Annotated in this window: 20 protein-coding genes; 11 read left to right on the top strand and 9 right to left on the bottom strand. The window is 65.1% G+C overall.

Annotation, left to right across the window (positions count from 1 at the left end):
* Window positions 1–132 precede the first annotated feature (132 nt).
* The 5 genes from ACSQ1X_RS11685 to ACSQ1X_RS11665 all read right to left on the bottom strand — a co-directional run bounded on the left by ACSQ1X_RS11685 (window position 133) and on the right by ACSQ1X_RS11665 (window position 4,791).
* Window positions 133–462: a hypothetical protein gene (locus ACSQ1X_RS11685; protein ID WP_436057789.1), complete on the bottom strand. Its 330-nt coding sequence runs from the start codon at window positions 460–462 to the stop codon at window positions 133–135.
* A 611-nt stretch (window positions 463–1,073) separates the two neighbouring features.
* Window positions 1,074–2,057, bottom strand: a complete 984-nt coding sequence (locus tag ACSQ1X_RS11680) for a S1C family serine protease (protein WP_436057788.1) — start codon at window positions 2,055–2,057, stop codon at window positions 1,074–1,076.
* Between the two features lie 110 nt (window positions 2,058–2,167).
* On the bottom strand, window positions 2,168–2,677 hold the full coding sequence (locus ACSQ1X_RS11675) for an NUDIX domain-containing protein (protein ID WP_055803340.1): 510 nt from the start codon (window positions 2,675–2,677) through the stop codon (window positions 2,168–2,170).
* Window positions 2,678–2,764: 87 nt separating this feature from the next.
* Window positions 2,765–3,505 (bottom strand): type 1 glutamine amidotransferase, encoded by a 741-nt coding sequence (locus ACSQ1X_RS11670; RefSeq protein WP_436057787.1) that lies wholly within the window; start codon window positions 3,503–3,505, stop codon window positions 2,765–2,767.
* Window positions 3,502–4,791 (bottom strand): MurT ligase domain-containing protein, encoded by a 1,290-nt coding sequence (locus ACSQ1X_RS11665; protein ID WP_436057786.1) that lies wholly within the window; start codon window positions 4,789–4,791, stop codon window positions 3,502–3,504. Before ACSQ1X_RS11665 ends, ACSQ1X_RS11670 begins: the two co-directional genes overlap by 4 nt.
* A gap of 90 nt (window positions 4,792–4,881) precedes the next feature.
* Between ACSQ1X_RS11665 and pdxT the strand changes: the two genes are divergently transcribed.
* From pdxT to ACSQ1X_RS11620, 9 genes are all read left to right on the top strand, one after another.
* The gene (gene pdxT, locus ACSQ1X_RS11660) at window positions 4,882–5,592 is read left to right on the top strand and encodes a pyridoxal 5'-phosphate synthase glutaminase subunit PdxT (protein WP_436057785.1); all 711 of its coding nucleotides are present in this window, start codon (window positions 4,882–4,884) and stop codon (window positions 5,590–5,592) included.
* A gap of 3 nt (window positions 5,593–5,595) precedes the next feature.
* The gene (locus tag ACSQ1X_RS11655; protein ID WP_055803328.1) at window positions 5,596–6,351 is read left to right on the top strand and encodes a YebC/PmpR family DNA-binding transcriptional regulator; all 756 of its coding nucleotides are present in this window, start codon (window positions 5,596–5,598) and stop codon (window positions 6,349–6,351) included.
* A 34-nt stretch (window positions 6,352–6,385) separates the two neighbouring features.
* Window positions 6,386–6,964: a crossover junction endodeoxyribonuclease RuvC gene (ruvC, locus tag ACSQ1X_RS11650; protein WP_055803326.1), complete on the top strand. Its 579-nt coding sequence runs from the start codon at window positions 6,386–6,388 to the stop codon at window positions 6,962–6,964.
* A gap of 92 nt (window positions 6,965–7,056) precedes the next feature.
* Entirely contained in the window at window positions 7,057–7,701 is a 645-nt protein-coding gene (gene ruvA, locus ACSQ1X_RS11645; RefSeq protein WP_436057784.1) for a Holliday junction branch migration protein RuvA, read from the top strand.
* Window positions 7,694–8,782 carry a Holliday junction branch migration DNA helicase RuvB gene (gene ruvB / locus ACSQ1X_RS11640; RefSeq protein WP_436057783.1) on the top strand — a complete coding sequence of 363 codons (1,089 nt, stop codon included), beginning with the start codon at window positions 7,694–7,696 and terminating at the stop codon, window positions 8,780–8,782. The genes ruvA and ruvB overlap by 8 nt, the downstream gene beginning before the upstream one ends.
* Before the next feature lie 231 nt (window positions 8,783–9,013).
* Window positions 9,014–9,439: a preprotein translocase subunit YajC gene (gene yajC, locus ACSQ1X_RS11635; protein WP_436059332.1), complete on the top strand. Its 426-nt coding sequence runs from the start codon at window positions 9,014–9,016 to the stop codon at window positions 9,437–9,439.
* 115 nt (window positions 9,440–9,554) lie between these two features.
* Window positions 9,555–11,312, top strand: a complete 1,758-nt coding sequence (gene secD, locus ACSQ1X_RS11630; protein ID WP_055803318.1) for a protein translocase subunit SecD — start codon at window positions 9,555–9,557, stop codon at window positions 11,310–11,312.
* Window positions 11,313–12,335, top strand: coding sequence for a protein translocase subunit SecF (secF, locus tag ACSQ1X_RS11625; RefSeq protein WP_055803316.1), 1,023 nt, complete (start codon window positions 11,313–11,315; stop codon window positions 12,333–12,335).
* A gap of 133 nt (window positions 12,336–12,468) precedes the next feature.
* The gene (locus ACSQ1X_RS11620) at window positions 12,469–14,862 is read left to right on the top strand and encodes a RelA/SpoT family protein (protein ID WP_055803313.1); all 2,394 of its coding nucleotides are present in this window, start codon (window positions 12,469–12,471) and stop codon (window positions 14,860–14,862) included.
* Between the two features lie 26 nt (window positions 14,863–14,888).
* Here the strand turns inward: ACSQ1X_RS11620 and ACSQ1X_RS11615 are convergent, their stop codons facing one another.
* The 3 genes from ACSQ1X_RS11615 to ACSQ1X_RS11605 form a co-directional block, all read right to left on the bottom strand.
* Window positions 14,889–15,533 (bottom strand): hypothetical protein, encoded by a 645-nt coding sequence (locus ACSQ1X_RS11615; RefSeq protein WP_436057782.1) that lies wholly within the window; start codon window positions 15,531–15,533, stop codon window positions 14,889–14,891.
* 93 nt (window positions 15,534–15,626) lie between these two features.
* The gene (locus ACSQ1X_RS11610) at window positions 15,627–17,333 is read right to left on the bottom strand and encodes a DUF349 domain-containing protein (protein ID WP_436057781.1); all 1,707 of its coding nucleotides are present in this window, start codon (window positions 17,331–17,333) and stop codon (window positions 15,627–15,629) included.
* Between the two features lie 61 nt (window positions 17,334–17,394).
* Entirely contained in the window at window positions 17,395–18,195 is an 801-nt protein-coding gene (locus ACSQ1X_RS11605) for a peptidylprolyl isomerase (RefSeq protein ID WP_436057780.1), read from the bottom strand.
* Between the two features lie 255 nt (window positions 18,196–18,450).
* Here ACSQ1X_RS11605 and hisS point away from each other — a divergent pair, with 255 nt between their 5' ends.
* Entirely contained in the window at window positions 18,451–19,794 is a 1,344-nt protein-coding gene (gene hisS, locus ACSQ1X_RS11600; protein WP_436057779.1) for a histidine--tRNA ligase, read from the top strand.
* Between the two features lie 7 nt (window positions 19,795–19,801).
* Here hisS and ACSQ1X_RS11595 read toward each other — a convergent pair whose 3' ends face one another.
* A complete protein-coding gene (locus ACSQ1X_RS11595) occupies window positions 19,802–21,058 on the bottom strand; it encodes an APC family permease (RefSeq protein ID WP_436057778.1) in 1,257 nt (418 codons plus the stop codon).
* Between the two features lie 109 nt (window positions 21,059–21,167).
* On the opposite strand from ACSQ1X_RS11595, the gene aspS reads away from it, so the two are divergent.
* Window positions 21,168–22,973: an aspartate--tRNA ligase gene (gene aspS / locus ACSQ1X_RS11590; protein WP_156372428.1), complete on the top strand. Its 1,806-nt coding sequence runs from the start codon at window positions 21,168–21,170 to the stop codon at window positions 22,971–22,973.
* Window positions 22,974–23,043 lie beyond the last annotated feature (70 nt).

Raw genomic sequence — 23,043 nt, 5'->3', positions numbered from 1 at the left:
GCACGGGAAGGGCGTACTGCCCGAGGCGGGCGAAAAGGGGCATAAAGGGAGGGACATCGCGGCGAGCGATGCCCCTCCCTGCCGCCTCGCACCGGTTCTTGCGGACCGGTTGGTCAGGCGGCGGCTGATGGCTTAGTGCCAGCCGCGTCGCCCATTGTCGCTGTCACACCGTATCCACTTTCCGTGGAACCAGAAGCCAGCGTGGCGGTTGTGGCCACGATAGTTGTCGTGGTCGCGCTTCTCACAATTCTCGCGCCACTTCTTCTTGAAATCATTGTCCTTGTACTTGTGGTCATAGTCCCTGTTGTAGTGGTCCGTGTAACCCTGGTAGTTCTCAGCCGAAATCGTGACGGACTTCAGTCCCGTATCCGCTGCGGCAGGTCCGGCAGCCATTGCCGTACCCCCAACACCGAGTCCTGCGGCCAGCAGGGTGGATGCGAGCAATCCCATTGACCTCTTCATGAGATCTTCCTATCTTGTGGTTCATTCCCAGGTGTAGGCCGCAGATGGCGGGCATGCGGAATCGCCCATAGTCGATCAGTGTGTGGGCTCCAGCGCGCCACGCTGATGGCGGCGACGGATAGGATTCCAGTCGAACGTTGTCTGCGGTTGATGGCCCCAAATTTAAGCGGCGATACGTTCCGTGAATCGGCGCATTGCCCCATTTTTGCAGTGACTGATTCAAGCGGCGGCGCAGAGCCCCAGCCGCATTTGGGAACCTCCGTGCCCCACGGTGCGTGTGATAAGCGCACGGAGAACGATATGAGGGCACCCCCCGTGCCTACCCCAATATCCACAATCCCGGCTCCGGCAACTCTAGTCCGGCGGCCGGTCTGTAGTTCTTGAACAAAACCCGTCTGCCACGTCTGTGTGATTGGAGGGCTTGTTCACCAACAACGATAGCGCGATGGCCGAAATCAGAATAGGCGCAATGGGTTATTTTTTGCGCAAATAGCACTGCCTCCTTGCTGGGACGCGCCTCTAACGCCCCCTGCGGCATCCGTGTTTCGCGCGATGCGACACTGCACCCAGCGGGACGGGAATTTGACCGTCGCCGCCACCATTGTTTCGGCCTAGCCCTTGTCGGTCATTTCTTCCGGGACGGCCACTACGTGCAGTTCCGTTCCGTCCCGGAGTGCCGAAATGTCCAACGGCGCCCCGATGGCTTCCGAGAAGAGCAACTTCTGGAGGCTCTCCGCGTTCGAAACTGACTTCCGGCCGACACTTAGCAGCACGTCCCCGGCGCGGAGGCCTGCACGGTCGGCAGGCGATCCCGGAAGGACTTCCACCACCAGGAGTCCATCACGGTGACCGGTCCGGACCACCGAGCTCACCGGAAGTTGCACCGGGGTGTTCACCAGTCCGAGGTAGGCGCGCCGGACCCGTCCGTCCGAGAGGAGCGAGGCGATGATTCGGCGCGAGGTGGCATTGATCGGTACCGCAAGCCCCAGTCCGGCACCGGCGACGGCCGTGTTGATGCCCACGATCCGGCCGCGGGCGTCTGCCAGGGCCCCTCCGGAGCTGCCGGGATTTAGCGCGGCATCGGTCTGGATGACGTCCTCGATCACGCGGCGGTTGCGTCCGGACCACACCGGTATGGAACGTCCCAGGCCGCTGACGACTCCCGCCGTCACGGAGCCCGAAAGCCCGAGCGGGTTGCCCACAGCGATCACCAGTTGACCGACCTTCAGGAGTTCGGCGTCGCCGAATTCGGCCGGCTGGGCAATCGGTGCCTTGCCGTGGACGATAGCGAGGTCGGACAGGGGATCGGCGCCCACCACTTCCACGGCCGTTCGGGTGCCGTCGGCAAAGACCGCGTGGCCCTTTCCCGCCGAGCCCACCACGTGGGCGTTGGTCACCAGGTAGCCGTCGGACGTGAACAGGACTGCCGAGCCTGCGCCCGCGCGGTACCGGCCGTTGCGCCCATTGCCGGTCATTTCGACGGCGGCCACGTGCGGGGTGACGGTTTCGGCCACGCGGATAACCGTGGCGGAATAGGAATCCAGGGGGTCTTCGGTAGCGTTCGCTCCGTTGAATCCGCTGCTGACTGCCTCCATGGTGCGCCTCCTGAGAAGATGCTTACCTATGTCAACGGTTCGGCACCCGGCGGTACTCCGGCTGCTGCTACGCCTTCAGAGAAATCCGTCAGGGGAATCCGCCTGAGGAATCAGCGGTGGTCCCGCTGCAGCCGCCGCCAGAGGTCCGGCCAGGCCGTTGCGAACGCCGGGTGCAGGTCCCTGTCTTGAACGGAACCTGCCGGAACCCACTTCAGCTCGATGCTCTCTGCATCGTTGATGGCCGGGTCGAAGGATTCAACGACGCGGACGGCCACCGTGGTGTAGGACCAGTACCCGACGTCGAACACAGACGTGAACAGCACGCGGACGTTCTCCGGGGGCACGGCGGCTTCTTCGTGGGCTTCGCGCAGGGCGCCCGTGATGGCGTCTTCGCCGTGGTGGAGGGCACCGCCGGGCAGGCCCCAGGTTCCGCCATGATGACTCCACGCGGCCCGGTGCTGCAACAGGATGCCTTTGGCAGGATCCTGGACCAGTAGGCCGGCTGATCCGAAGCGGCCCCAGAATTTGCCCACTGCGCCTTCGACCCAGGCATCGCCAGGATCGCGCGGGCCGGACGGGTGGCGGAGGTGTTCCGGGAGGCTGGCGGCTGCAGTGTCCATGGGACCAGTTTCCCACGGTCCGTTGTCCGGCCGGTCACAAAGCGTCACCGGTAAGTCGTTGCAGGTGAGTGGAAGAACCGTAGGGTTCTAGCGGGGGCGCCGGGCGGCGTGTTCCCGCGCCAGCACGGCGTAACGGTCGTCCGGCGCGCCGGCGGTGAAGCTTCCGTACTTGCGCTCGACGGCGGTGCGGATCAGGAAGTCGGCAATGGCCGGGTTCTTCGGCAGGAGTGATCCGTGCAGGTAGCTCGCCACGATATTCCGGTAGCGCGCCCCTTCCTTCCCGTCGCTGCTGTTGTTGCCGGTGCCCTTGGGGGTGGTGCCCAGTGGCTGGACACCCGGGCCCAGCGTTGTCTGGCCGCTGTGGTTTTCGTAGCCCAGGATGTCCCCGAACTCGGGAGAGGACACCGTGACATTGCCGATCAGGCGTTCGTCGGTGCCGTGCGTCTCGACGTCCAGCACGCCGATGCCCGGAATGACCGATCCCGTGCGGGTCTTGAAGAACCGTCCGAAAAGCTGGTAGAGCCCGCAGATCAGCAGCATGGGCGTTCCGCCTTCGGCCAGCTCCTTGAGCGTCGATTCACGGGAGAGCAGGTCGTCCTGGATCACCAGCTGTCCGCTGTCCTGCCCGCCGCCGCCCACGATCAGGTCCACGTCGGATGGAAAGTCGTCGCCGACGTTGTATTCGAGGAGTTCCGGGGTGTAGCCGTGCCAGCGGAGGCGCTGTTGGAGCACCAGGGCGTTGCCCCAGTCACCGTAGATGTTCATGTCGCGGGGATAGAGCTGCAGGACCCGGATGGTTCCCTTGCTTTCTTCGGACGCCGGGCTCACGAGACCACCTCCACTGTGGTGATTTTGGACAGCTCGCGGCGGATGGCCAGCATTGCCGTGTAGGTGCAGAAGATACGCTTGGGCTTGTCTTTGGCGCCGTGGATGAATGCGGCAAGTGCCGGCGCGATCTCCGGGTTTACCGCGCCGATTGCCACCTCGTCGTACTGCAGCCGGAGGGCCATGTCGTAGGCCCGGGAACCGGACAACTGGTCCACGCCGCCTTCACGCAGGGAATCAAACTCCACGTCCCAAAGCCAGGACATGTCGCGGCCGTCGGCGTAGTTGTCATTGATGGCCACCATCGTGGCGTAGCCGCCGGCCGGGAAGGACTTCAGGCCCAGCCGGAAGCCGCTGGGGTTCTTGACCAGCACCAGGTCCAGCGGCAGCCCGTCAACCACCAGGCTCTCGCCGCGGCCGAAGGCGGGCGCAACCTCGGACAGGGCCTTGAGTAAGCCGTCATGATCCGTCGGCGCGGCGCCGTTCCCGGCGATGCAGCGTGCCAGGACAAGCGCGGCTGCAGCGTTGAAGATGTTGTAGACGCCGCGCAGCTTCATCCCGGTGGTGACCGTGGCGCCGTCGTACTCAAAATCGGCGTCATCGGTGCCCACCCGGCGCAGCACGACGTCGGCGTGCGGCTTTGCGGGGAGCGCCGGCACCGGGCTGCCGGGCCCGGCGCGGAGGTCGTCGTCGTTCGGGAACGTGCTGAGCAGGGAATCGTCGAGGCCGAAATAGCGGACCTCGGGTCCGTCCAGGGTGTCCGCAATGCGGGCGACGCGCGGATCCTCCCGGTTCAGGACGACCGTTCCCGTGGTTTTGGAGGCGATGTGCTGCAGGAGCTGGGCGGTTTTGTCGATCTCGCCGAAGCGGTCCAGCTGGTCACGGAGCACGTTGAGCAACAGGCTGTAGCGCGGCGGAACCCTGTTGACGAAGTGCACTGCGTGCGCCTCATCCAGTTCCAGCACCGCGATGTCCGCGTCGAGCCGGCCCCGCCAGTCCACGTCGCCCAGCAGGGCTGCGGCGACTCCGCGCGTGAAGTTGCTTCCGGTGCGGTTCGTGAAGACCTTCAGCCCCTGGCTCTCCAGCAGCTCGACCACCATTTTGGTGGTGGTGGTCTTGCCGTTCGTCCCGCTGACCACGGCTACACCCAGGGGCAGCGTGGACAGCGTCCGCTGCATGAAACCGGGGTCGATTTTCTCCACTACGAGGCCGGGGAGGGCAGAGCCTCCGCCCCTGAGCCGGGAAACCCGGCGGACGAGCTTGCCGAGCGGAACGCTGAAGTAAAGCATGCTCTGAATATATCCCAGTCACGGCATGGAACCCGGCCAGCCGGCCGGGTTCGGCACGCCTCCGGCCATGGGGAGCACTATGCTGATTGGATGACCAACCCCCCTTCCACGGACTATTCCCGCGCGGGCGCAGGCCTGCGAATCGGTGTCCTGGCGCTCCAGGGCGACTTCCGGGAGCACCTGCGTGCGGCAGAAGCAACCGGCGCCACGGGCGTCGGAATCCGGCGCCCGTCCGAACTTGACGGCATCGACGGCCTGATCATTCCCGGCGGCGAATCCACCACGATCGACAAGCTCGCCCGGGCCTTTGAACTCGCCGACCCCTTGCGCAAGCTCATCGCCGACGGCCTGCCCGTCTACGGCTCCTGCGCCGGCATGATCCTGCTCGCCGACGAAATCGCGGACCCCGCCACCGACCTGGCGGGCAATCCGCAGCAGACGTTCGGCGGCCTGGACATCACGGTCCGCCGCAACGCGTTCGGCCGCCAGCGGGAATCGTTTGAGACCGACCTCGAATTCAAGGGGCTTGAGTTCAGTGACACGGGCGCCGGTGTGGCTCCGGTGCACGCGGTGTTCATCCGCGGTCCGTGGGTGGAGCGGGTGGGCCCCGGCGTGGAGGTCCTGGCACAGGTGGAACCCGCGGATCCGGCGCATGCTTCGCATGCGGCTGCCCTGCAGGGGACGGCTAGAATTGTTGCAGTGCGTTCCGGCCACCTGCTGGCCACCTCCTTCCACCCGGAAGTGACGGGGGAGAAGCGCGTGCACGAACTGTTTATTCGAATGATCAGAGGAGAAGCGTAAAGCATGTCAGGCCACTCCAAATGGGCGACGACCAAGCACAAGAAGGCCATCCTTGATAGCCGCCGGGCAAAGTCGTTCGCCAAGCTGATCAAGAATATCGAAGTAGCGGCGCGGATGGGCGGCCCGGACCTGTCCGGCAACCCCGGGCTGGAGCTCGCGGTCACGAAGGCCAAGAAGACCTCGGTCCCCGCCGACAATATTGACCGCGCCATCAAGCGCGGCGCCGGCCTCACGGGCGAGGTCGTGGACTACACGGAGATCATGTACGAATGCCGCGGCCCGCAGGGTTCGGCGCTGCTGATCGAATGCCTCACGGACAACAAGAACCGTGCTGCCTCCGAGGTCCGGCTGGCCATTTCGCGCAACGGCGGCACCATCGCCGATCCTGGCTCCGTCAGCTACCTCTTCTCCCGCAAGGGCGTCGTTACGCTGCCCAAGAACGGGCTCAGCGAAGACGACGTCCTGATGGCCGTTCTCGACGCCGGTGCAGAAGAAGTCAAGGACAACGGCGACACCTTCGAAATCCACTCGGACCCGAAGGACCTCCAGGCAGTCCGCGACGCGCTCAAGGACGCCGGGATCGACTACGACACCGATGAGGCAGAGTTCGTTCCCTCCATGGAGGTGCCGCTGGACCTCGACGCCGCCAAGAAGTTCATGAAGCTCGTGGACGCGCTGGAGGAGCTCGACGACGTCCAGAACGTCTACAGCAACGCAGACCTGAGCGACGAAGTGCAGGCCGCTCTGGAAGCCGAGTGATCCGGCAGCCCTGCTCTAAAACTGAGGCCCGGCCTTGACCCTCCGCGTTTTGGGAGTCGACCCGGGCCTCACCCGTTGCGGCATCGGTGTCGTGGACGTGGAGAAGAACCGTCGCGCCACCTTGGTGGCGTTCGGCGTCGTGGGAACCTCGCCGGAGGAGAGCCTGGACCAGCGGCTGCTCCTTATCGCCACGTCCATCGACGATTGGCTGGACCGCTATGAACCGCACGTCCTCGCGGTGGAACGGGTGTTCTCCCAGCTGAACGTCAGCACCGTCATGGGCGTCGCCCAGGCATCCGGCGTGGTGATTGCCGCCGCCGCACGCCGCGGTATCCCGGTGGCCCTGCACACGCCGTCGGAAGTCAAAGCCGCAGTGACGGGGAGCGGAACATCCAACAAGGACGCCGTCACCAAACTGGTCACGAAAATCCTGCGCCTGGACGCACCGCCCCGTCCGGCCGACGCCGCCGACGCACTGGCGCTGGCCATCACGCATGCATGGCGGGCCGGCAGCGGGGCTGCCATCGCAACGACCGGCCCCGGCAGCCAGTCGCTGACCCCTGCCCAGCGGGCCTGGGCAGAGGCGGAGGCCAAGGCGCGCCGTGCACGGTGAAAGTCCGGGCTCCTTGCTAGGGTATTCGTAGATATGTTCGGATAGTCGGTTTCAAGCCGGCTGCATTTTGCTGTAGACCCAGGAGCCCGGCCTTGATCAGTTTTCTCCGCGGAACCGTAGCGCACGTCGGGTTGTCCTCCGCCGTGATCGACCTCAACGGCGCCGGCATGAGCGTAAATGCCACACCCCAGACCCTCAGCGGGCTGCGCATCGGTGAAGAGGGCAAGCTGTACACCTCGCTTATCGTCCGTGAGGATTCACTGACGCTGTTCGGCTTTTCCAGCGACGACGAACGCGAGGTGTTCGATGTTTTGCTCAGCGTGAGCGGCGTCGGACCGCGCCTTGCACTGGCCGTACTGGCTGTTCACGACCCCGAGGCAATCCGCGTCGCGGCGCACACCGGCGACGGCAAGGCCTTCACCAAGGTCCCCGGCATCGGACCCAAGGTCGCCGGCAGGATAGTCCTGGAACTCGCTGGAAAACTCGTGCCGCACGGTACCGGTTCAACGGCAGCGCCCGCAGCAGCCGCGTCCGCGCCATGGAAGCCTCAGGTGGTGGCAGCAATGACGAGCCTCGGCTGGTCCGAAAAGGATGCCACTGCCAGCATCGACAAGGCACTGTCGGATTCTCCGGAACTCGAAGCCGGCGGCCAGGTGGCCGAAATCCTGCGGGCCACGCTGCGCTGGCTTGGCCAGGACGGCGCGCGCGCAGGCAACCGGGTAGGCAGCCGTGGCTGAGCCCACACTGGTTGGCGGGGGAGAGGAACCGGAGGAGCGGGTCATAGAGGCGGCCCTCCGGCCCAAGAACCTGCACGACTTCGTGGGCCAGCACCGTGTCCGCAAGCAACTGTCCCTGGTGCTGGAAGCATCGCGAATGCGCGGGCGCAGCGCCGACCACGTCCTGCTGTCCGGCCCGCCCGGCCTCGGCAAGACCACGTTGTCCATGATCATCGCCGCCGAAATGAACGCTCCGCTGCGGATCAGCAGTGGTCCGGCCATCCAGCACGCCGGCGATCTTGCCGCCATCCTTTCCTCGCTGTCCGAAGGGGAGGTCCTTTTCCTGGATGAGATCCACCGCATGTCCCGGCCCGCAGAAGAAATGCTGTACATGGCCATGGAGGACTTCCGCGTGGACATTGTGGTGGGAAAGGGTGCGGGCGCGACGGCAATTCCCCTCGAGCTGCCTCCGTTTACGCTCGTAGGCGCCACCACCCGTGCCGGCCTCCTGCCAGGACCGTTGCGGGACAGGTTCGGCTTCACCGGCCACTTGGAGTTCTATTCCGTTGAGGAACTGGAGCTCGTCCTGAGGCGTTCGGCCGGCCTGCTGGACCTCAAGGTCAACTCGGCGGGCTTCAGCGAAATCGCGGGCAGGTCCCGGGGCACACCGCGAATTGCGAACCGACTGCTCCGCCGCGTCCGCGACTGGGCACTCGTCCACGGCATTGAACAAATCGATGCGCGGACGGCCTCGGCTGCGCTGGACATGTACGAAGTGGACAAGAGGGGCCTTGACCGGCTGGACCGCTCCGTCCTGGAAGCCCTGATCACCAAGTTCGGCGGCGGGCCGGTGGGACTTTCCACACTGGCCATCGCCGTGGGCGAGGAGCCGGAAACGGTGGAGACCGTCGCCGAGCCCTACCTTGTCCGCGAGGGGCTCCTGGGGCGGACGCCGCGGGGCAGGATCGCGATGGCACCAGCCTGGACCCATCTGGGCTACGCGGTTCCGGACGGGGTGTTCGGCCAGGAAGCGCTGGCACTGTTCGAAACGGACGACCTCAGCGTCGAGCCGGTGGCAGGGTGGCTGCCGAACGGCCAATAGCAGCGTCCGGCTGACTTTCCCTTTAGACTGGTATGACGCTCGGCACGTTCGGGTCTTTGTTTCTGTGGGCGGCTCCGGCCGCCGTTGGCTGGGCATGGTTATTCTGCCGGGTGGGCCGAAACGAAGCCGACGTTGCTGTAAATCAGCTACGCAAGTACAGAACGGAAACTTCCTGTGTTCGGACATATTACTGCCCAGGCCCAGCCGCAGGCCGGCGGCGGCATCGACATCATGACCATCCTGCTCTTCGTGATGCTCGGAGTCTTCATCTTCATGATGTTCCGCCGCAACAAGAAGACCCAGCAGCAGCAGGCAACGCTTCAGTCGCAGTTCGCTCCGGGCGTGGAGGTCATGACGAGCTTCGGTCTCTTCGGACGCATCGTCTCCATCAATGATGACGAAAACAAGGTCGTCATCGAACTGTCCTCGGGCAACCTGGCCACCGTGCACCGCCAGGCCGTCACCAAGATCGTCGAGCCGGTTGTTGCTGCCGAGGAGCCCACCGTGGTTCCGGACGACCCCTCCTCCCTGACCGGGCACGACGCCGACCGCGCCGACGCCGTCAACCCTCCCGAGGCCGTTCGCACCGATGCTGTTAACGAGACGCCGGAAGAATCGCTGAAGCGTCTCAACGACGAAGGCAAAAAGGACAGCTAGTCTGGCGTTTCCGCCAAGTCCCGCTAAGTAGAATTAACGACGGCAGCGGGCTGCCGCCGGTGTGTGGGCCGAGCTCACCCCGGCGGCTCCTCCGTAAACAATAGAAAGATCGACAATGGCACGTACTGGCCCCAAAAACTCAGCACTCAGGGTGCTGGTCTGGCTCGGCGTTATCCTCGCCGTCATGACTGCCGTGCTCGCCGGCGGCTCCATTTCCGGCCAGGCCAGCTGGGCACCAAAGCTTGCACTTGACCTTGAGGGCGGAACCCAGATGATCCTGGCGCCCAAGGTCGAGGGCGGATCGGACATCAACGAGGATCAGCTCAACCAGGCCGTTGCGATCATTCGCCAGCGCGTGGACGGCTCGGGCGTCGCGGAAGCGGAAATCAGCACGCAGTCCGGCCGCAACGTGGTGGTAAGCCTTCCGGGTACCCCTTCCAAGGAGACCCGCGCCCTCATCCAGGCTTCGGCCGACATGAACTTCCGGCCGGTGCTCCAGGCCGGAGCGGGCGCCGCCGTGCCGACGGAATCACTGACTCCGGACGACAAGTTGCCCAAGCCGACAGCCGAGCCGACCAACAGCAGCGACGTCAACTGGGTCACGCCCGAGGTGTACAAGAAGTTCGAGACCCTGGACTGCGACAACCCTTCGCAGGACAAGCAGGAGCGCTCGGACCCCGCCAAGCCGCTGGTGACCTGTGAGCCTGCGACTGCCACGTCCCCGGCCATCAAGTACATCCTGGGTCCGGTGGAAGTGAAGGGCTCGAACATCAAGTCCTCGTCCTTCCAGCTGCAGCAGGGTGCGCAGGGCGCTGTCACCAACGAGTGGGCCGTGAACATCCAGTTCGACGAGCAGGGAACCGCCAAGTTCAAGGAAGTCACTGAACGGCTGTACCAGTTCTTCGTGGCCGCCGGCGGCGAATCAGGCAACGATCCCAAGGCCCAGTTCGCGATTGTCCTCGATGACCAGGTCATCTCCGCGCCGCGTTCCCTTGCGGTGATCACCGACGGCCGTCCCCAGATCACCGGCGGATTCACCGAGCAGTCCGCAAAGGCATTGTCGGACCAGCTGCGCTTCGGTGCACTCCCCATCAGCTTCGAGATCCAGAGCGAGCAGCAGATTTCCGCAACCCTGGGCGGTGAGCAGCTTAAGATGGGCCTGCTCGCAGGCGTGATCGGCCTGCTCCTCGTGGTGGTCTACTCCCTCTTCCAGTACCGTGCGCTCGGATTCGTCACCATTTTCTCCCTCGTGGTGGCCGGAGCACTGACCTATCTGGCGATTGCCATCCTGGGCTGGACCGAGAACTACCGCCTGTCACTCGCCGGCGTCGCTGGCCTCATCGTGGCCATCGGCCAGACGGCTGACTCGTTCATCGTCTACTTCGAACGAATCCGTGATGAACTGCGTGAAGGCCGCGGGCTCGTCTCCGCAGTGGAGAACGGCTGGAAGCGTGCCAAGCGCACCGTCCTGGCCTCCAAGGCGGTGAACCTGCTGGCGGCATTGGTCCTCTACTTCGTCGCCGTGGGCAACGTGCGCGGCTTTGCGTTCACCCTTGGCCTGACAGCCATCGCCGACCTCATCGTCGTGTTCATGTTCACCCACCCGACGCTGCAGCTCCTTGCCCGCACTAAGTTCTTCGGCGAGGGCCACCGGTTCTCCGGCCTTGACCCCAAGCGCCTCGGTGCCGTGCCGCTTTACCGCGGTGCTGGCAGGCTCCGCACGCCGGAAGAGAAGCCGGGTGTGGTGCGTGCCAAGAACACCGGCGCCGCAGCTGAAGCCGAGCGCCGGATGACCATTGCAGAACGCCGCCTGGCGGAAAAGCAGGAGCAGCTTGCCGGTTCCTCCAAGAGCACGTCCAAGGAGGGCAAGTAAATGACCACGAATTTTGCCACGTTCGGCAATGAGCTCTACACAGGCAAGCGCTCGTACAACTTTGTCGGCTCCAAGAAGATCTGGTTCATCATCGCGGCCGTCGCCGTGGCGCTGTCCATCCTCCTCCCGGTGGCCAAGGGCGGATTCAACCTCGGCATCGAATTCCGGGGCGGGTCCGAATTCACCGTGTCCAACGTGAAGACCACGGAAGCGTCCCTCGGCGAGAAAGCCGTCCAGGACGTCGTGGAGGGCAGCATTCCACGCGTGGCCAACGTGGCCGGCAGCACCATGCGGATCCAGACGGACAAGCTCACCGATGACGAAACCCTCCGCATCAAGGAAGGTCTGACCACCGCCTACGGTGTCACGGACAACGAGGTGACCTCCACGTTCGTGGGTCCCACCTGGGGTGCTGACGTCACCAAGCAGGCTCTCCTGGGCCTGGTGATTTTTGTTGTCATTGCGGCCGTCCTGATGGCGCTCTACTTCCGAACCTGGAAGATGTCGCTTTCGGCGCTGGTGGGCATGCTCGTGACCATGTTTGTCACTGCGGGCGTCTATGCCCTCAGTGACTTCGAGGTCACGCCGTCCGCCATTATCGGTTTCCTCACGGTCCTCAGCTACTCGCTGTATGACACCGTGGTGGTCTTCGACAAGATCCGCGAGAACACTGCAGACCTTGATGCCTCCACCCGCCGCACGTTTGCGGAAGAGGTCAACCTTGCCGTCAACCAGACGCTGGTCCGGTCCATCAACACGATGATGGTTGCCATTCTTCCCGTTGGGGCCATCTTGTTCATCGGCGCGGGCCTCCTGGGCGCGGGCACCCTTCGCGATCTGTCGCTTGCCCTGTTCGTTGGCATCCTGATCGGCACGGCGGCGACCATCTTCATCGCGGCCCCGCTGTATGCCTGGCTGCGGCAGGGCGAACCCGCGCTGGTCAAGCAGGCGGAGCGAGTTGAACGCCGCCGCAGCGAGTCGGCCGCGAAAGCAGCCGCTGCGGCCGAGACTGCAACAGCCTAAACTGTTTGGCTGCGAAGGGCCGGGCTCCGTCATTCATGACGGGGTCCGGCCCTTCGCATCTGCGTCCCGGTTACGGAAGTGTCCTGCCGCGGGAATAGACTGGGATAATTAACGGGTCGTGAGGGGTGCTTCATTGGAAGAACGTTCGACGTCGGCGCCAACGGCCGACGGTGGTGAAGGTCCGGGCCAGGGTCCGCAGACCGGTTTGGTCGCGTCCGGGCACCCGGATGCCGGCGTGCCGGTTGACAGTTCAGGGTTCCGTCCCACCTTCCCCGGACGCCGTGAACGCACCAGGTCCAGACTCGCCCGGCTGACCGGTCGCGGAACGGCTACGTACTCACCCATCCTGGAACCGTTGCTCCGCACCGTTCGGGCCAACAATCCCAAAGAGGATTTCGACCTCATCCAGCGGGCCTTCGTGGTGGCCGAACAGAGCCACCGGGGACAGAAACGCAAGAGCGGCGATCCGTACATCACCCACCCCGTCGCGGTGGCCACCATCCTGGCTGAACTTGGACTGAGCGGCACCACATTGGCGGCCGCCCTACTGCATGACACGGTTGAAGACACGCCCTACACGCTTGCGGACCTTAAGAGGGACTTCGGCCCCGAGGTTGCCATGCTGGTTGACGGCGTGACCAAGCTGGACAAGGTGAGCTTCGGCGAAGCCGCACAGTCTGAAACCGTCCGCAAGATGGTCGTCGCGATGGCCAAGGACATCCGCGTGCTGATGATCAAGCTCGCGGACCGGCTGCACAACGCGCGCACCTGGCGGTTCGTGTCGGCGGAGTCCTCGGCCCGCAAAGCACGCGAAACACTGGAAATCTTCGCACCGCTGGCACACCGGCTCGGAATGAACACCATCAAGTGGGAACTTGAAGACCTGTCCTTCGCGGCGCTGTACCCGAAGGTGTACGAAGAAATCGTGCGCATGGTGGGGGACCGGACCCCGGAGCGCGAAAAGAGCCTGAGTGTCATCCGGAACCAGATCACCGACGATCTTCGGACGGCCAAGATCAAGGCCACCATCACAGGCCGGCCTAAGCATTACTACTCGATCTACCAGAAGATGATTGTCCGCGACAAGGACTTCGACGACATCAACGACCTCATGGGTGTCCGGGTCCTGGTGGACTCCGTTCGGGACTGTTACGCCGCCCTGGGCACGCTGCATTCGCGCTGGAACCCGCTTCCGGGCCGGTTCAAGGACTACATCGCGATGCCGAAGTTCAACATGTACCAGTCCCTGCACACCACAGTCATCGGGCCGGGCGGCAAACCGGTGGAGATCCAGATCCGCACCCACGAGATGCACCGCCGCGCCGAGTACGGTGTGGCAGCGCACTGGAAGTACAAGGACCAGCCGAACAGGACGGCCGCCGGCCCCGGAAGCCCCCGTGACGGCGACATGGGGTGGCTGCGGTCCCTCGTTGACTGGCAGCAGGAAACGTCCGACCCCGGCGAGTTCCTGGACTCCCTGCGGTTCGAAATCAATGCCCGCGAAGTGTTCGTGTTCACGCCCAAGGGCGAAGTCATGGCCCTGCCGGCCGGATCGACGCCCGTGGACTTCGCCTATGCCGTCCATACCGAAGTGGGCCACCGGACCATCGGAGCAAGGGTCAACGGCAAGCTGGTTCCCCTTAACAGCGAACTCAACCACGGCGACTGGGTGGAAATCTTCACCTCCAAGGCGGAGGGTGCCGGCCCCAGCCAGGACTGGCAGCACTTCGTCAAGAGCGCCCGTGCCCGCAACAAGATCCGGCAGTGGTTCAGCAAGGAACGCCGCGAAGAGGCAATTGACCGCGGCAAGGAACTCCTGACAAAGGCGATGCGGAAGCAGAACCTTCCCCTGCAGCGCCTGATGACCCATGACGCCCTGGCCGAAGTCGCCGAGCACTTCAAGTATGTGGACATCTCCGGCCTCTACGCCGGGGTTGGCGACGGGCACACGTCGGCCCAGTCCGTCATGGAGCGGCTTGTAGAAACCCTCGGCGGCAACGAGGGCCCGGAGGATGACCTGACAGAGGTCAGCATCCCCACTCAAGTCAGCAAGACGAAGTACTCCGATTCCGGCGTGATCGTCCGCGGCGTGGGGGACGTCTGGGTCAAGCTGGCCCGCTGCTGCACGCCGGTACCCCCCGATCCCATCCTGGGGTTCGTGACCAGGGGATCAGGAGTGTCGGTGCACCGCACGGACTGCACCAATGTCTCCGATCTGAAGGACCAGCCGGACCGCATCGTGGAGGTGGACTGGGCTCCCACCCAGTCCAGCGTGTTCCTCGTGGAGATTCAGGTGGAGGCCCTGGACCGGAAGTCGCTGCTGTCGGACGTCACCAGGATCCTCTCCGAAAATCATGTCAACATTCTTGCCGCCAGCGTCCATACTTCAACGGACCGGGTGGCCATCTCGAAATTCGCATTCGAGATGGGGGACCCCAAGTACCTCAGCCACGTGCTCAGTGCGGTGCGGCGGATCGACGGCGTGTTTGACGTCTACCGGACCACTGGAAACAGGCGACGCAGCTAACAACACGTCGGGGTAACTGGCCGCGGCTATCCGGGCTCGGGCTTCAGGGCCGAAAGTATTTCCAGGGCCGCTTTCTTATGCGGAACCCGGGGAGTGGCTTCGACGGCCAGGGTAAGCAGCCGCAGCCTGACATCCAGCTCGGGGCGCGCCAGCATCTTCCGCAAGGCCGGCAATGCCCGCTCTGCGTCCACGTGCAGCGCGATGTCCAGGGCTGTCCGCAACGGGCTGGAAACCATCAGCCCGCCCATGCTGACGACGTCGAACGGGCCGAGCCTGACTTCGTGCAGGGTGCAACCGCGGGTGGACCTCAAGCTGGACACCCGGCGGGTGGCATCCACGAGGAGCGCAAGCCGGTCTGGTTCCCCGGCGCAGCCGTAAATCCATGCCGCCGTCATCCTGCCCGCAACGACCCGCTGCCTGATACCCGGCGGGACGGCAAAGGAGGCCGCGCGGGCCCGCAGCTGCGGAGTCGCCGCAGTTCCAGGCAGCATGTACCCCCGCTGGTACAACTGGCTGAGCAGACCGTCCGCGGCCATTGCCTGCAATTCCGGCCACGAGAATACACGGCCGGGCGAATAGAGCTCTGTGTGTCCGGAAACGGTGGGCCCGGGGACTGCGAGCCCGTTGTGTGCTGGCGCGGTGCGTGGGGTGAGCGGAGACGAGGTAGCCATTCAGCTATCTTTTCCTGCCGCCTTAAACGGGTACAGGCCCCGTTCCGGATATGTGGATAACCGGAACGGGACCTGTACTTGGAGCCTGCGTGCTTACGACAGTTCGCTGGCCGAGCGGGAGATCTGGTCCAGCCACGCCTCGCGTGCCTCCAGGGCTTCCTGGGCGGCCTTGATCTTACGCTGGTCGCCGGCCTTCTCCGCCTTCGCGAGGTCTTCCTTGAGCCCGGCGATCGCGGCCTCCAGCTGCGACAGGGCGCTGTTGGTCCTCGCCTTGGTCTCCGGGTTGGACCGCTTCCAGTTTTCGTCCTCGGCGTGGCGGACAGCGTCCTCCACCTTCCGGAGACCGGCTTCGATCCGGCCCATGTCCGCGCGGGGAACCTTGCCGGCTTCCTCCCAGCGGTCACGGATGGACTGGAGCGCCTTCTTGGCTGCGGCAAGGTCCTTGATGGGCAGCAGGGCGTTCGCCTCGACCAGAAGGGCTTCCTTCACGGTCAGGTTCGCGCCGTACTCCTGGTCGATCTCGTCGTTGGCTGCCTGCCGCGAGGTGAAGAAGACGTCCTGCGCGGCGCGGAAACGCGCCCACAGTGCGTCGTCGTCCTTGCGGCTTGCCCGGGGTGAGGCTTTCCATTCGTCCATCAGGCGGCGGTATTCACCGGCGGCGAACCCCCAGTCCGTGGAGGAGGACAGTGCTTCGGCTTCAGCGATCAGCTTTTCCTTCGCGGCCTTGGCTGCGGAGTTGTTACTGTCCAGCTGGGAGAAGTACGCCCGGCGGTGGCGGTCGAAGACCGTCCGCGCTGCCCGGAACCGCTTCCAGAGAGCGTCCTCGTTGCTGCGGCCCAGCCGGACGCCGTTCTTCTGTGCTGTCTTCCAGCTTTCGAAGAGCTCGTTCATCCGCGCGCTGGAGGTCTTCCACTGGATCTGCGCAGGATCGTGGCCGGAAATTTCTTCCGCTTCCGCAACGATCGCTTCGCGGGCGGCCAGTTCGGCAGCGCGCACGGCGTCGTGTTCAGCCTTTTCGGCCTTCTCGAGTTCCGCGATCTGGGTGGACAGCGTGTCGAGACGGGCCTCGGCCGAACGGAGATCGCCTACCATGTTCCGTTCGGCAAGCTGCTCGCGCAGGTGCGTCACGGTCTTCTGCATGTCGGTGGTCGGGGCCTTGGAGCTTACCCGCTGTTCGAGCAGCACAATCTGGGCCACGACGTCGTCGTACTTCCGGGCGAAGTAGCCGAGGGCTTCCTCGTCGCTTACATCCGGGTACTGGCCGACGGGGTGTTCCTCGCCGTCGATGGTCAGGAAGACGTGGCCGTCGCCTTCAACCCGGCCCCAGCGTGCGGCTTCGGCCAAGGACGCAGCTGAGGAAACCGGTGCGGGCACAGGAACGGCAGGGGACGACGCAGCCTTCGGCCGCGCCGCGAAGGCAGCCGGTGAAGGCGCCGGGCGGGCTGCCGGACGCGGAGCCGGAGCGGCGGGCGCTTCGGCGGGCACCTCAGCCTCGGCGGCGGGAGCCTCAGCCTCGGCCTCGGCCGGAGCGGCGGGCGCCTCGACGGGCACCTCAGCCTCTGCGGCGGGCACCTCAGCCTCTGCAGCCGGCGCTTCAGCAGGTACCTCAGCCTCAGCGGCAAGGGCCTCAGCCTGGGCCTCCGGTGCGGAGGTTTCCTGGTCCGCTGACTGCGCATCTGCCGTAGCTTCGGGAGCTGCGTCGTTGCCAGCCGCCTGTGCGTCGTCAACCACCTGAGCGCCGGTCTCGGCTTCGTCGGAGACTGCTGTTACTGTTTCGTCGGATTTCTGACTGTCTGTCACCGCTAAAAGTCTTTCGCTTGGAGGGAAATACCTGCACCCGCAGCGTGGAGGCCGGGGCTGGTTACTTCAGAGAGAACGAGTCTATCGTGACTGGTTCCGCAGGAGCGCCGTCTGTTGCGCTTCCGCCTGTCTTAATACCGCCGGCGGCGATCTTTGTCACCACGTCAAGGCCGGATGTCACCTTGCCCACTACTGTGTACCCGCCGGCCGCATCGGACGGAATGACCGTGTCCTTATAGACGATGAAGAACTGGGTGCCGTTTCCATAGGCGTTGCCTCCGGTCCGCGCCACGGCAATGGTGCCGGCCGGATAGTTGTTGTCCGCCGGCGTGTTTTCCAATGGACCCCAGGTGTACGCGGGGTCGCCCTGTCCGTCACCGGTTTTCGACCCGCACTGCAGGACGCCGAACGTCTCGCCCGTGGTCAGCCGGTGGCAGCTGATGCCGCTGTAGTAGTTCTCGTCGGCAAGGGATTTGAAGACCGCGGCCGCCTGCGGTGCCTTGGTTCCGTCCAGTTCAACGCCCAAAGCCCCGCTGTTCAGCTTGAGCTCGCCGGTAAACACCTTGCCCGCCGCGGTCTCCGCCTTGGGGATGTTGGCGCCGTTTGTGGCCGCTGGCGTCGGTGACGCGGAAGGGCTGGTCAGCCCGGCCTGCGCTGCCGCGTACTCGTCCTCCGAGGGGTTGCTGGCGAAGACGGTGAGTTGGAGGACGACGGCGAGGACCAGCGCCCCGGCGCCCGCCCCGACAGCAAGGAGGTTGTCGCGCTTACGGCGGTTTTCCTGCTGCCGCCGCAGCTCGCGCTTCGCTTCCATCTGCAGGATGCGCCGCTTTGCCTCGCGGGCGCTCCGTGAACTGGCCGCCAAAAGTCCTCCTGGGTGTCGGGCCGGCCCGCCGGACGGGCCAAGGGCGACGTCCGGTGTCCGGCAGCAAGCGGCAGGCGGTGCTCCGGGCCCCTCCATTAGAAGTTGCAGGTGCCGAAAGCATAAACTGACTGCCGCACATAGTTTATGCATGACTGGCTGGACTCCTGCCCTTACCGCCGCTTTTTGATCACATGGCGGAATCGGATCACCGGGCAGGGTACTCCGGCCTTCTGTTACCTGAGGAGAAAATCCACCATGGCACGCACCGCCTCCCTGTCCGGATTCCCCGAGTGGCTTCCCGAGGAGCGGCTGGTGGAGCTGCATGTGCTGGACACCCTGCGGCGCGTCTTCGAACTGCACGGCTTCTCCTCGATCGAAACCCGCGCAGTGGAAACCGTGGGCCAGCTGCTCCGCAAGGGCGAGATCGACAAAGAAGTGTATGGTCTCAGCCGCCTGCAGGATGATGAAGAGGAATCCAGGGCCGCCAAGGGCGACCACCACGCCCTCGCCCTGCACTTCGACCTGACCGTGCCGTTCGCCCGTTACGTCGTGGAGAACGCCGGCTACCTTGCGTTTCCGTTCCGCCGCTACCAGATCCAGAAGGTGTGGCGCGGCGAGCGTCCGCAGGAGGGGCGTGCCCGCGAATTCACCCAGGCGGATATCGACATTGTCGGCGACGGAGAGCTGCCGTTCCGCTACGACGTCGAAATCGCGCTGGTCATCGCCGAGGCCCTGGGCGCCCTCCCGATTCCCGACTTCCGCCTGCGCATCAATAACCGCAAGCTGGCCGAAGGCTTCTACCGCGGCATCGGCCTGACGGACACGGCCGGAGTCCTGCGGAGCATCGACAAGCTCGAGAAGATCGGCCCTGCCAAGGTGGCCGAGCTGCTGAAGACCGAGCTGGGAGCCTCCGAGGAACAGGCGCAGGCCGCCCTGAGCTTGGCCGGCATCCGCACCGAAGACACCTCCTTCGTTGAAAAGGTCCGTGCCCTGGGCGTGAAGGACGAACTGCTGGAGGAGGGCCTGAACGAGCTGGAGCAGGTCATCGCAGCTGCGGTGCACCGTGCACCCGGCAAGGTGGTGGCGGATCTCAGCATCGCCCGCGGCCTCGACTACTACACCGGAACCGTGGTGGAAACCGTCCTGGTGGGCCATGAACAGCTCGGCTCCATCTGTTCCGGCGGGCGCTACGACGCGCTGGCCAGCAAGGGAAACCGGAAGTTCCCGGGCGTGGGCCTGTCCATCGGCGTCACCCGCCTCGTCTCCAGGATCCTGAGCCAGGAACTGGCCCAGGCCACACGCAAGGTACCCACGGCAGTGCTCGTCGCCCTGAACAACGACGACAGCTGGGGCGCGGCCCAGGATGTCGCCGCACAGCTTCGTTCCCGCGGTATTTCCACCGAGGTGGCCGCCAAGGCCGAAAAATTCGGGAAGCAGATCAAGTTCGCCGACCGCCGCGGCATCCCGTTCGTCTGGTTCACGGACGACGACGGCAAGCACCAGGTGAAGGACATCCGCTCGGGTGAGCAGACGGACGCCGACCCCGCCACGTGGACTCCGTCGGACGAGGACCTGCACGTCCGGGTCCTTAACGCCTAAGCGGCCTTCAACGACGCAGCGGCCGCTTCCGGAAGCGCAGCACCAGGAAGCGGCCGGCAACTCCGGCGGCCAGTACTGCCGCCATGCCGGCCACCGAGGCCGGCGGCAACGTGAAGGCCAGGACCAGGCACCCGCCAAAACCCGCGGCATTCAGCCAGCGGGGGGCGCTTCCCGGCCGCTCGGTCATGGTGAAGGCGGCAGCATTCGTCACCGAGTAGTAGATCAGCACGCCGAAACTCGAGAAGCCCACCACGGTGAGGACATCGGTGGAGACGAGCAGCGCCACCACCGCTGCGGCAACTGACAATTCGGCGACGACAGGCACGGTGTGGCGTCCGCCCACCCGGGCCAGGGGACCCGGCAGGTCGCGTTCCCGGGCCATGGCCAAGGCTGTGCGGCCCACTCCCGTAATGAGGGCCAGCAGGGCTCCCAGGCAGGCGGCTGCTGCTCCGGCCTGGACGAATGGTCCCCCCGCGCTGAAGCCGGAGAGGACCACAGCGTCCAGCAATGGCGACACGGATTCCGCCAGGCGGGCCGGCGACAGGTGCCAGAGCAGCAGCACGGCAAGGCCCAGGTAAATCACGAACGCACCGGCCAGAGCCGCCAGTATTGCCCGAGGTATGGTGCGGGCGGGATCCTTGACCTCCTCGCCCAGCGTGGCGATCCGCGCGTAGCCGGCAAAAGCGAAGAACATCAGGCCGGCGGCCGGCAGGATTCCCCAGACGCTGCCAACGCCCGCCCCGGGACCGCCGGGTTCAGGATGGGGCCCCGCGAGGCCCGCCACTGCCACGAACACGAGGGTGGCAAGGACAATGCCGAGCAGGATCCTGGTCAGCAGCGCGGTGCGGGTGATGCCCATGAGGTTGACCACCGTGAGCACTGCGACGGCGGCGATGGCTACCGGCGTGGCATAGTCCGGTGCCACGTAATGGCCGAAGGTCAGGGCCATGGCCGCGCAGGATGCCGTCTTTCCGGTGACAAAACCCCAGCCGGCGATGAAGCCCGGCCATTCGCCCAGCTGTTTGCGGCCGTAAACATAGGTTCCTCCGCTGTCCGGGTATTTGGCAGCCAGCTGGGCGGACGCAACGGCATTGCAGTAGGCAATCGCGCCGGCGACCAGCACAGAGACAATCATGAGCGGGCCGGCCAGGGCGGTGGCCGGGGAGAAGACGACGAACACGCCGGCGCCGAGCATGGAGCCAAGCCCGATTGCGGTGGCGTCAAGCACTCCGAGCCGGCGCTGAAGCCGGTGATGGGTCTGCATGGCGGAAGGAAAGCCTCTCCAACGGGTAAACTCGAACGGGGCTGTTCCCGTAACGTTCCTATTCAACATCATCTCTGTATTCCTGCTGTCTCCTTCAGAAAGGCGTGCTGTGCTGCGCACACATGACCTCGGATCCCTTCGTTCCGAGCACATTGGACAAACCGTAACCCTGGCCGGCTGGGTGGGCCGGCGTCGTGATCACGGTGGTGTGGCATTCGTTGACCTTCGCGATGCCTCCGGCGTCGCCCAGGTGGTAGTCCGGGAAGAAGAGGTTTTTCACGGACTCCGCAATGAGTACGTGCTCCAGGTCATCGGCACGGTTTCGCAGCGTCCGGAGGGCAACGAGAACCCGGCCCTGGCTACCGGCCAGATCGAGGTCATCGCAGAGAAGGTGACCATCCTCAACACCTCGGATCCGCTGCCCTTCCAGATCGACGAGCACGTCGAGGTGGGCGAGGAAGCCCGGCTCAAGCACCGTTACCTCGACCTGCGCCGCCCTGGCCCCGCCCGCAACATGCGCTTGCGTTCAGAGGCCAACCGCGTGGCGCGCGAGCTGCTCCACCGGGACGGTTTCGTGGAGATTGAAACCCCCACGCTGACGCGCTCGACGCCGGAAGGCGCCCGCGACTTCGTGGTCCCCGCACGCCTCGCGCCGGGTTCCTGGTACGCCCTGCCGCAGTCACCGCAGCTTTTCAAGCAGCTCCTGCAGGTGGGCGGCTTCGAGAAGTACTACCAGATCGCGCGCTGCTACCGCGATGAGGACTTCCGCGCGGACCGCCAGCCGGAATTCACCCAGCTGGACATCGAAGCGAGCTTCGTGGAGCAGGACGACATCATTTCGCTCGGCGAAAACATCGTCAAAGCCCTGTGGCAGCTGATCGACGTCGAAATCCCGACGCCCATCCAGCGCATCACCTACGCCGACGCCATGGCGCGCTACGGCTCGGACAAGCCGGACCTCCGCTTCGGCCAGGAACTGACCGAACTCACGGAATTTTTCAAGGACACCAACTTCGGCGTGTTCAAGGCGCCCTACGTCGGCGCCGTGGTCATGCCGGGCGGCGCCTCGCAGGCACGCCGTGCCCTGGATGCCTGGCAGGAATGGGCTAAGCAGCGCGGAGCCAAGGGCCTTGCCTACGTCCTCTTCAAGGAAGACGGCGAGCTGACCGGTCCGGTGGCCAAGAACCTGACGGACACTGAGCGGGCCGGCCTGGCCGACGCCGTCGGTGCCAAGCCGGGGGACTGCATCTTCTTCGCTGCCGGCGAGAAGACGCCATCCCGCGCACTCCTCGGCGCCGCACGCGTTGAAATCGGGCACCGCACCGGACTGATCAACCCCGCGGACTGGGCGTTCTGCTGGGTTGTGGATGCCCCGATGTTCGAGCCCGCCGCAGCCGCAGTGGCCTCGGGCGACGTAGCAGTCGGTGCCGGCCAGTGGACCGCCGTCCACCACGCCTTCACCTCGCCCAAGCCCGAATTCATGGATTCATTCGACCAGGATCCCGAGTCTGCCCTGTCCTACGCCTACGACATTGTCTGCAACGGCAACGAAATCGGCGGCGGCTCCATCCGTATCCACGAGCGTGACGTGCAGGAACGCGTGTTCGAGCTCATGGGCCTGGACAAGGCGGATGCCGAGACCAAGTTCGGATTCCTCCTGGAGGGCTTCAAGTTCGGCGCTCCGCCGCATGGCGGCATCGCCTTCGGCTGGGACCGCGTGGTCGCACTGCTGGCCGGAGTGGAGTCGATCCGCGACGTCATCGCCTTCCCGAAGTCCGGCGGTGGCTACGACCCGCTGACCCAGGCTCCCGCGCCGATCACCGCGCAGCAGCGCAAGGAAGCCGGCGTCGACTTCAAGCCCGAGGCCAAGAAAGCCGCGCCCGTCCCGCAGGACCCTGAGGACGCAGCAAAGTAGCGGCAACTGACTGCCAGCAAAGGCTCTCCGGGAAAACCGGGGAGCCTTTGCTGTCCCCCCAAAGCAAAAT

The organism is Arthrobacter sp. LjRoot78 (assembly GCF_964254335.1).
Taxonomy (GTDB): Bacteria; Actinomycetota; Actinomycetes; order Actinomycetales; family Micrococcaceae; genus Arthrobacter.
The sequence above is the reverse complement of the archived record's forward strand: the minus strand, read 5'-3'. Positions and strand labels throughout refer to the sequence as shown.

Bases quoted from the DNA above. Each gene is read 5' to 3' on its own strand.
- secF (WP_055803316.1), top strand. From the start codon at position 11,313: ATGACCACGAATTTTGCCACGTTCGGCAATGAGCTCTACACAGGCAAG.
- secD (WP_055803318.1), top strand. From the start codon at position 9,555: ATGGCACGTACTGGCCCCAAAAACTCAGCACTCAGGGTGCTGGTCTGG.
- hisS (WP_436057779.1), top strand. From the start codon at position 18,451: ATGGCACGCACCGCCTCCCTGTCCGGATTCCCCGAGTGGCTTCCCGAG.
- ACSQ1X_RS11675 (WP_055803340.1), bottom strand. From the start codon at position 2,677: ATGGACACTGCAGCCGCCAGCCTCCCGGAACACCTCCGCCACCCGTCC.
- ACSQ1X_RS11595 (WP_436057778.1), bottom strand. From the start codon at position 21,058: ATGCAGACCCATCACCGGCTTCAGCGCCGGCTCGGAGTGCTTGACGCC.
- ACSQ1X_RS11685 (WP_436057789.1), bottom strand. From the start codon at position 462: ATGAAGAGGTCAATGGGATTGCTCGCATCCACCCTGCTGGCCGCAGGA.
- yajC (WP_436059332.1), top strand. From the start codon at position 9,014: ATGACCATCCTGCTCTTCGTGATGCTCGGAGTCTTCATCTTCATGATG.
- ACSQ1X_RS11665 (WP_436057786.1), bottom strand. From the start codon at position 4,791: ATGCTTTACTTCAGCGTTCCGCTCGGCAAGCTCGTCCGCCGGGTTTCC.
- ACSQ1X_RS11615 (WP_436057782.1), bottom strand. From the start codon at position 15,533: ATGGCTACCTCGTCTCCGCTCACCCCACGCACCGCGCCAGCACACAAC.
- pdxT (WP_436057785.1), top strand. From the start codon at position 4,882: ATGACCAACCCCCCTTCCACGGACTATTCCCGCGCGGGCGCAGGCCTG.
- ACSQ1X_RS11655 (WP_055803328.1), top strand. From the start codon at position 5,596: ATGTCAGGCCACTCCAAATGGGCGACGACCAAGCACAAGAAGGCCATC.
- ACSQ1X_RS11680 (WP_436057788.1), bottom strand. From the start codon at position 2,057: ATGGAGGCAGTCAGCAGCGGATTCAACGGAGCGAACGCTACCGAAGAC.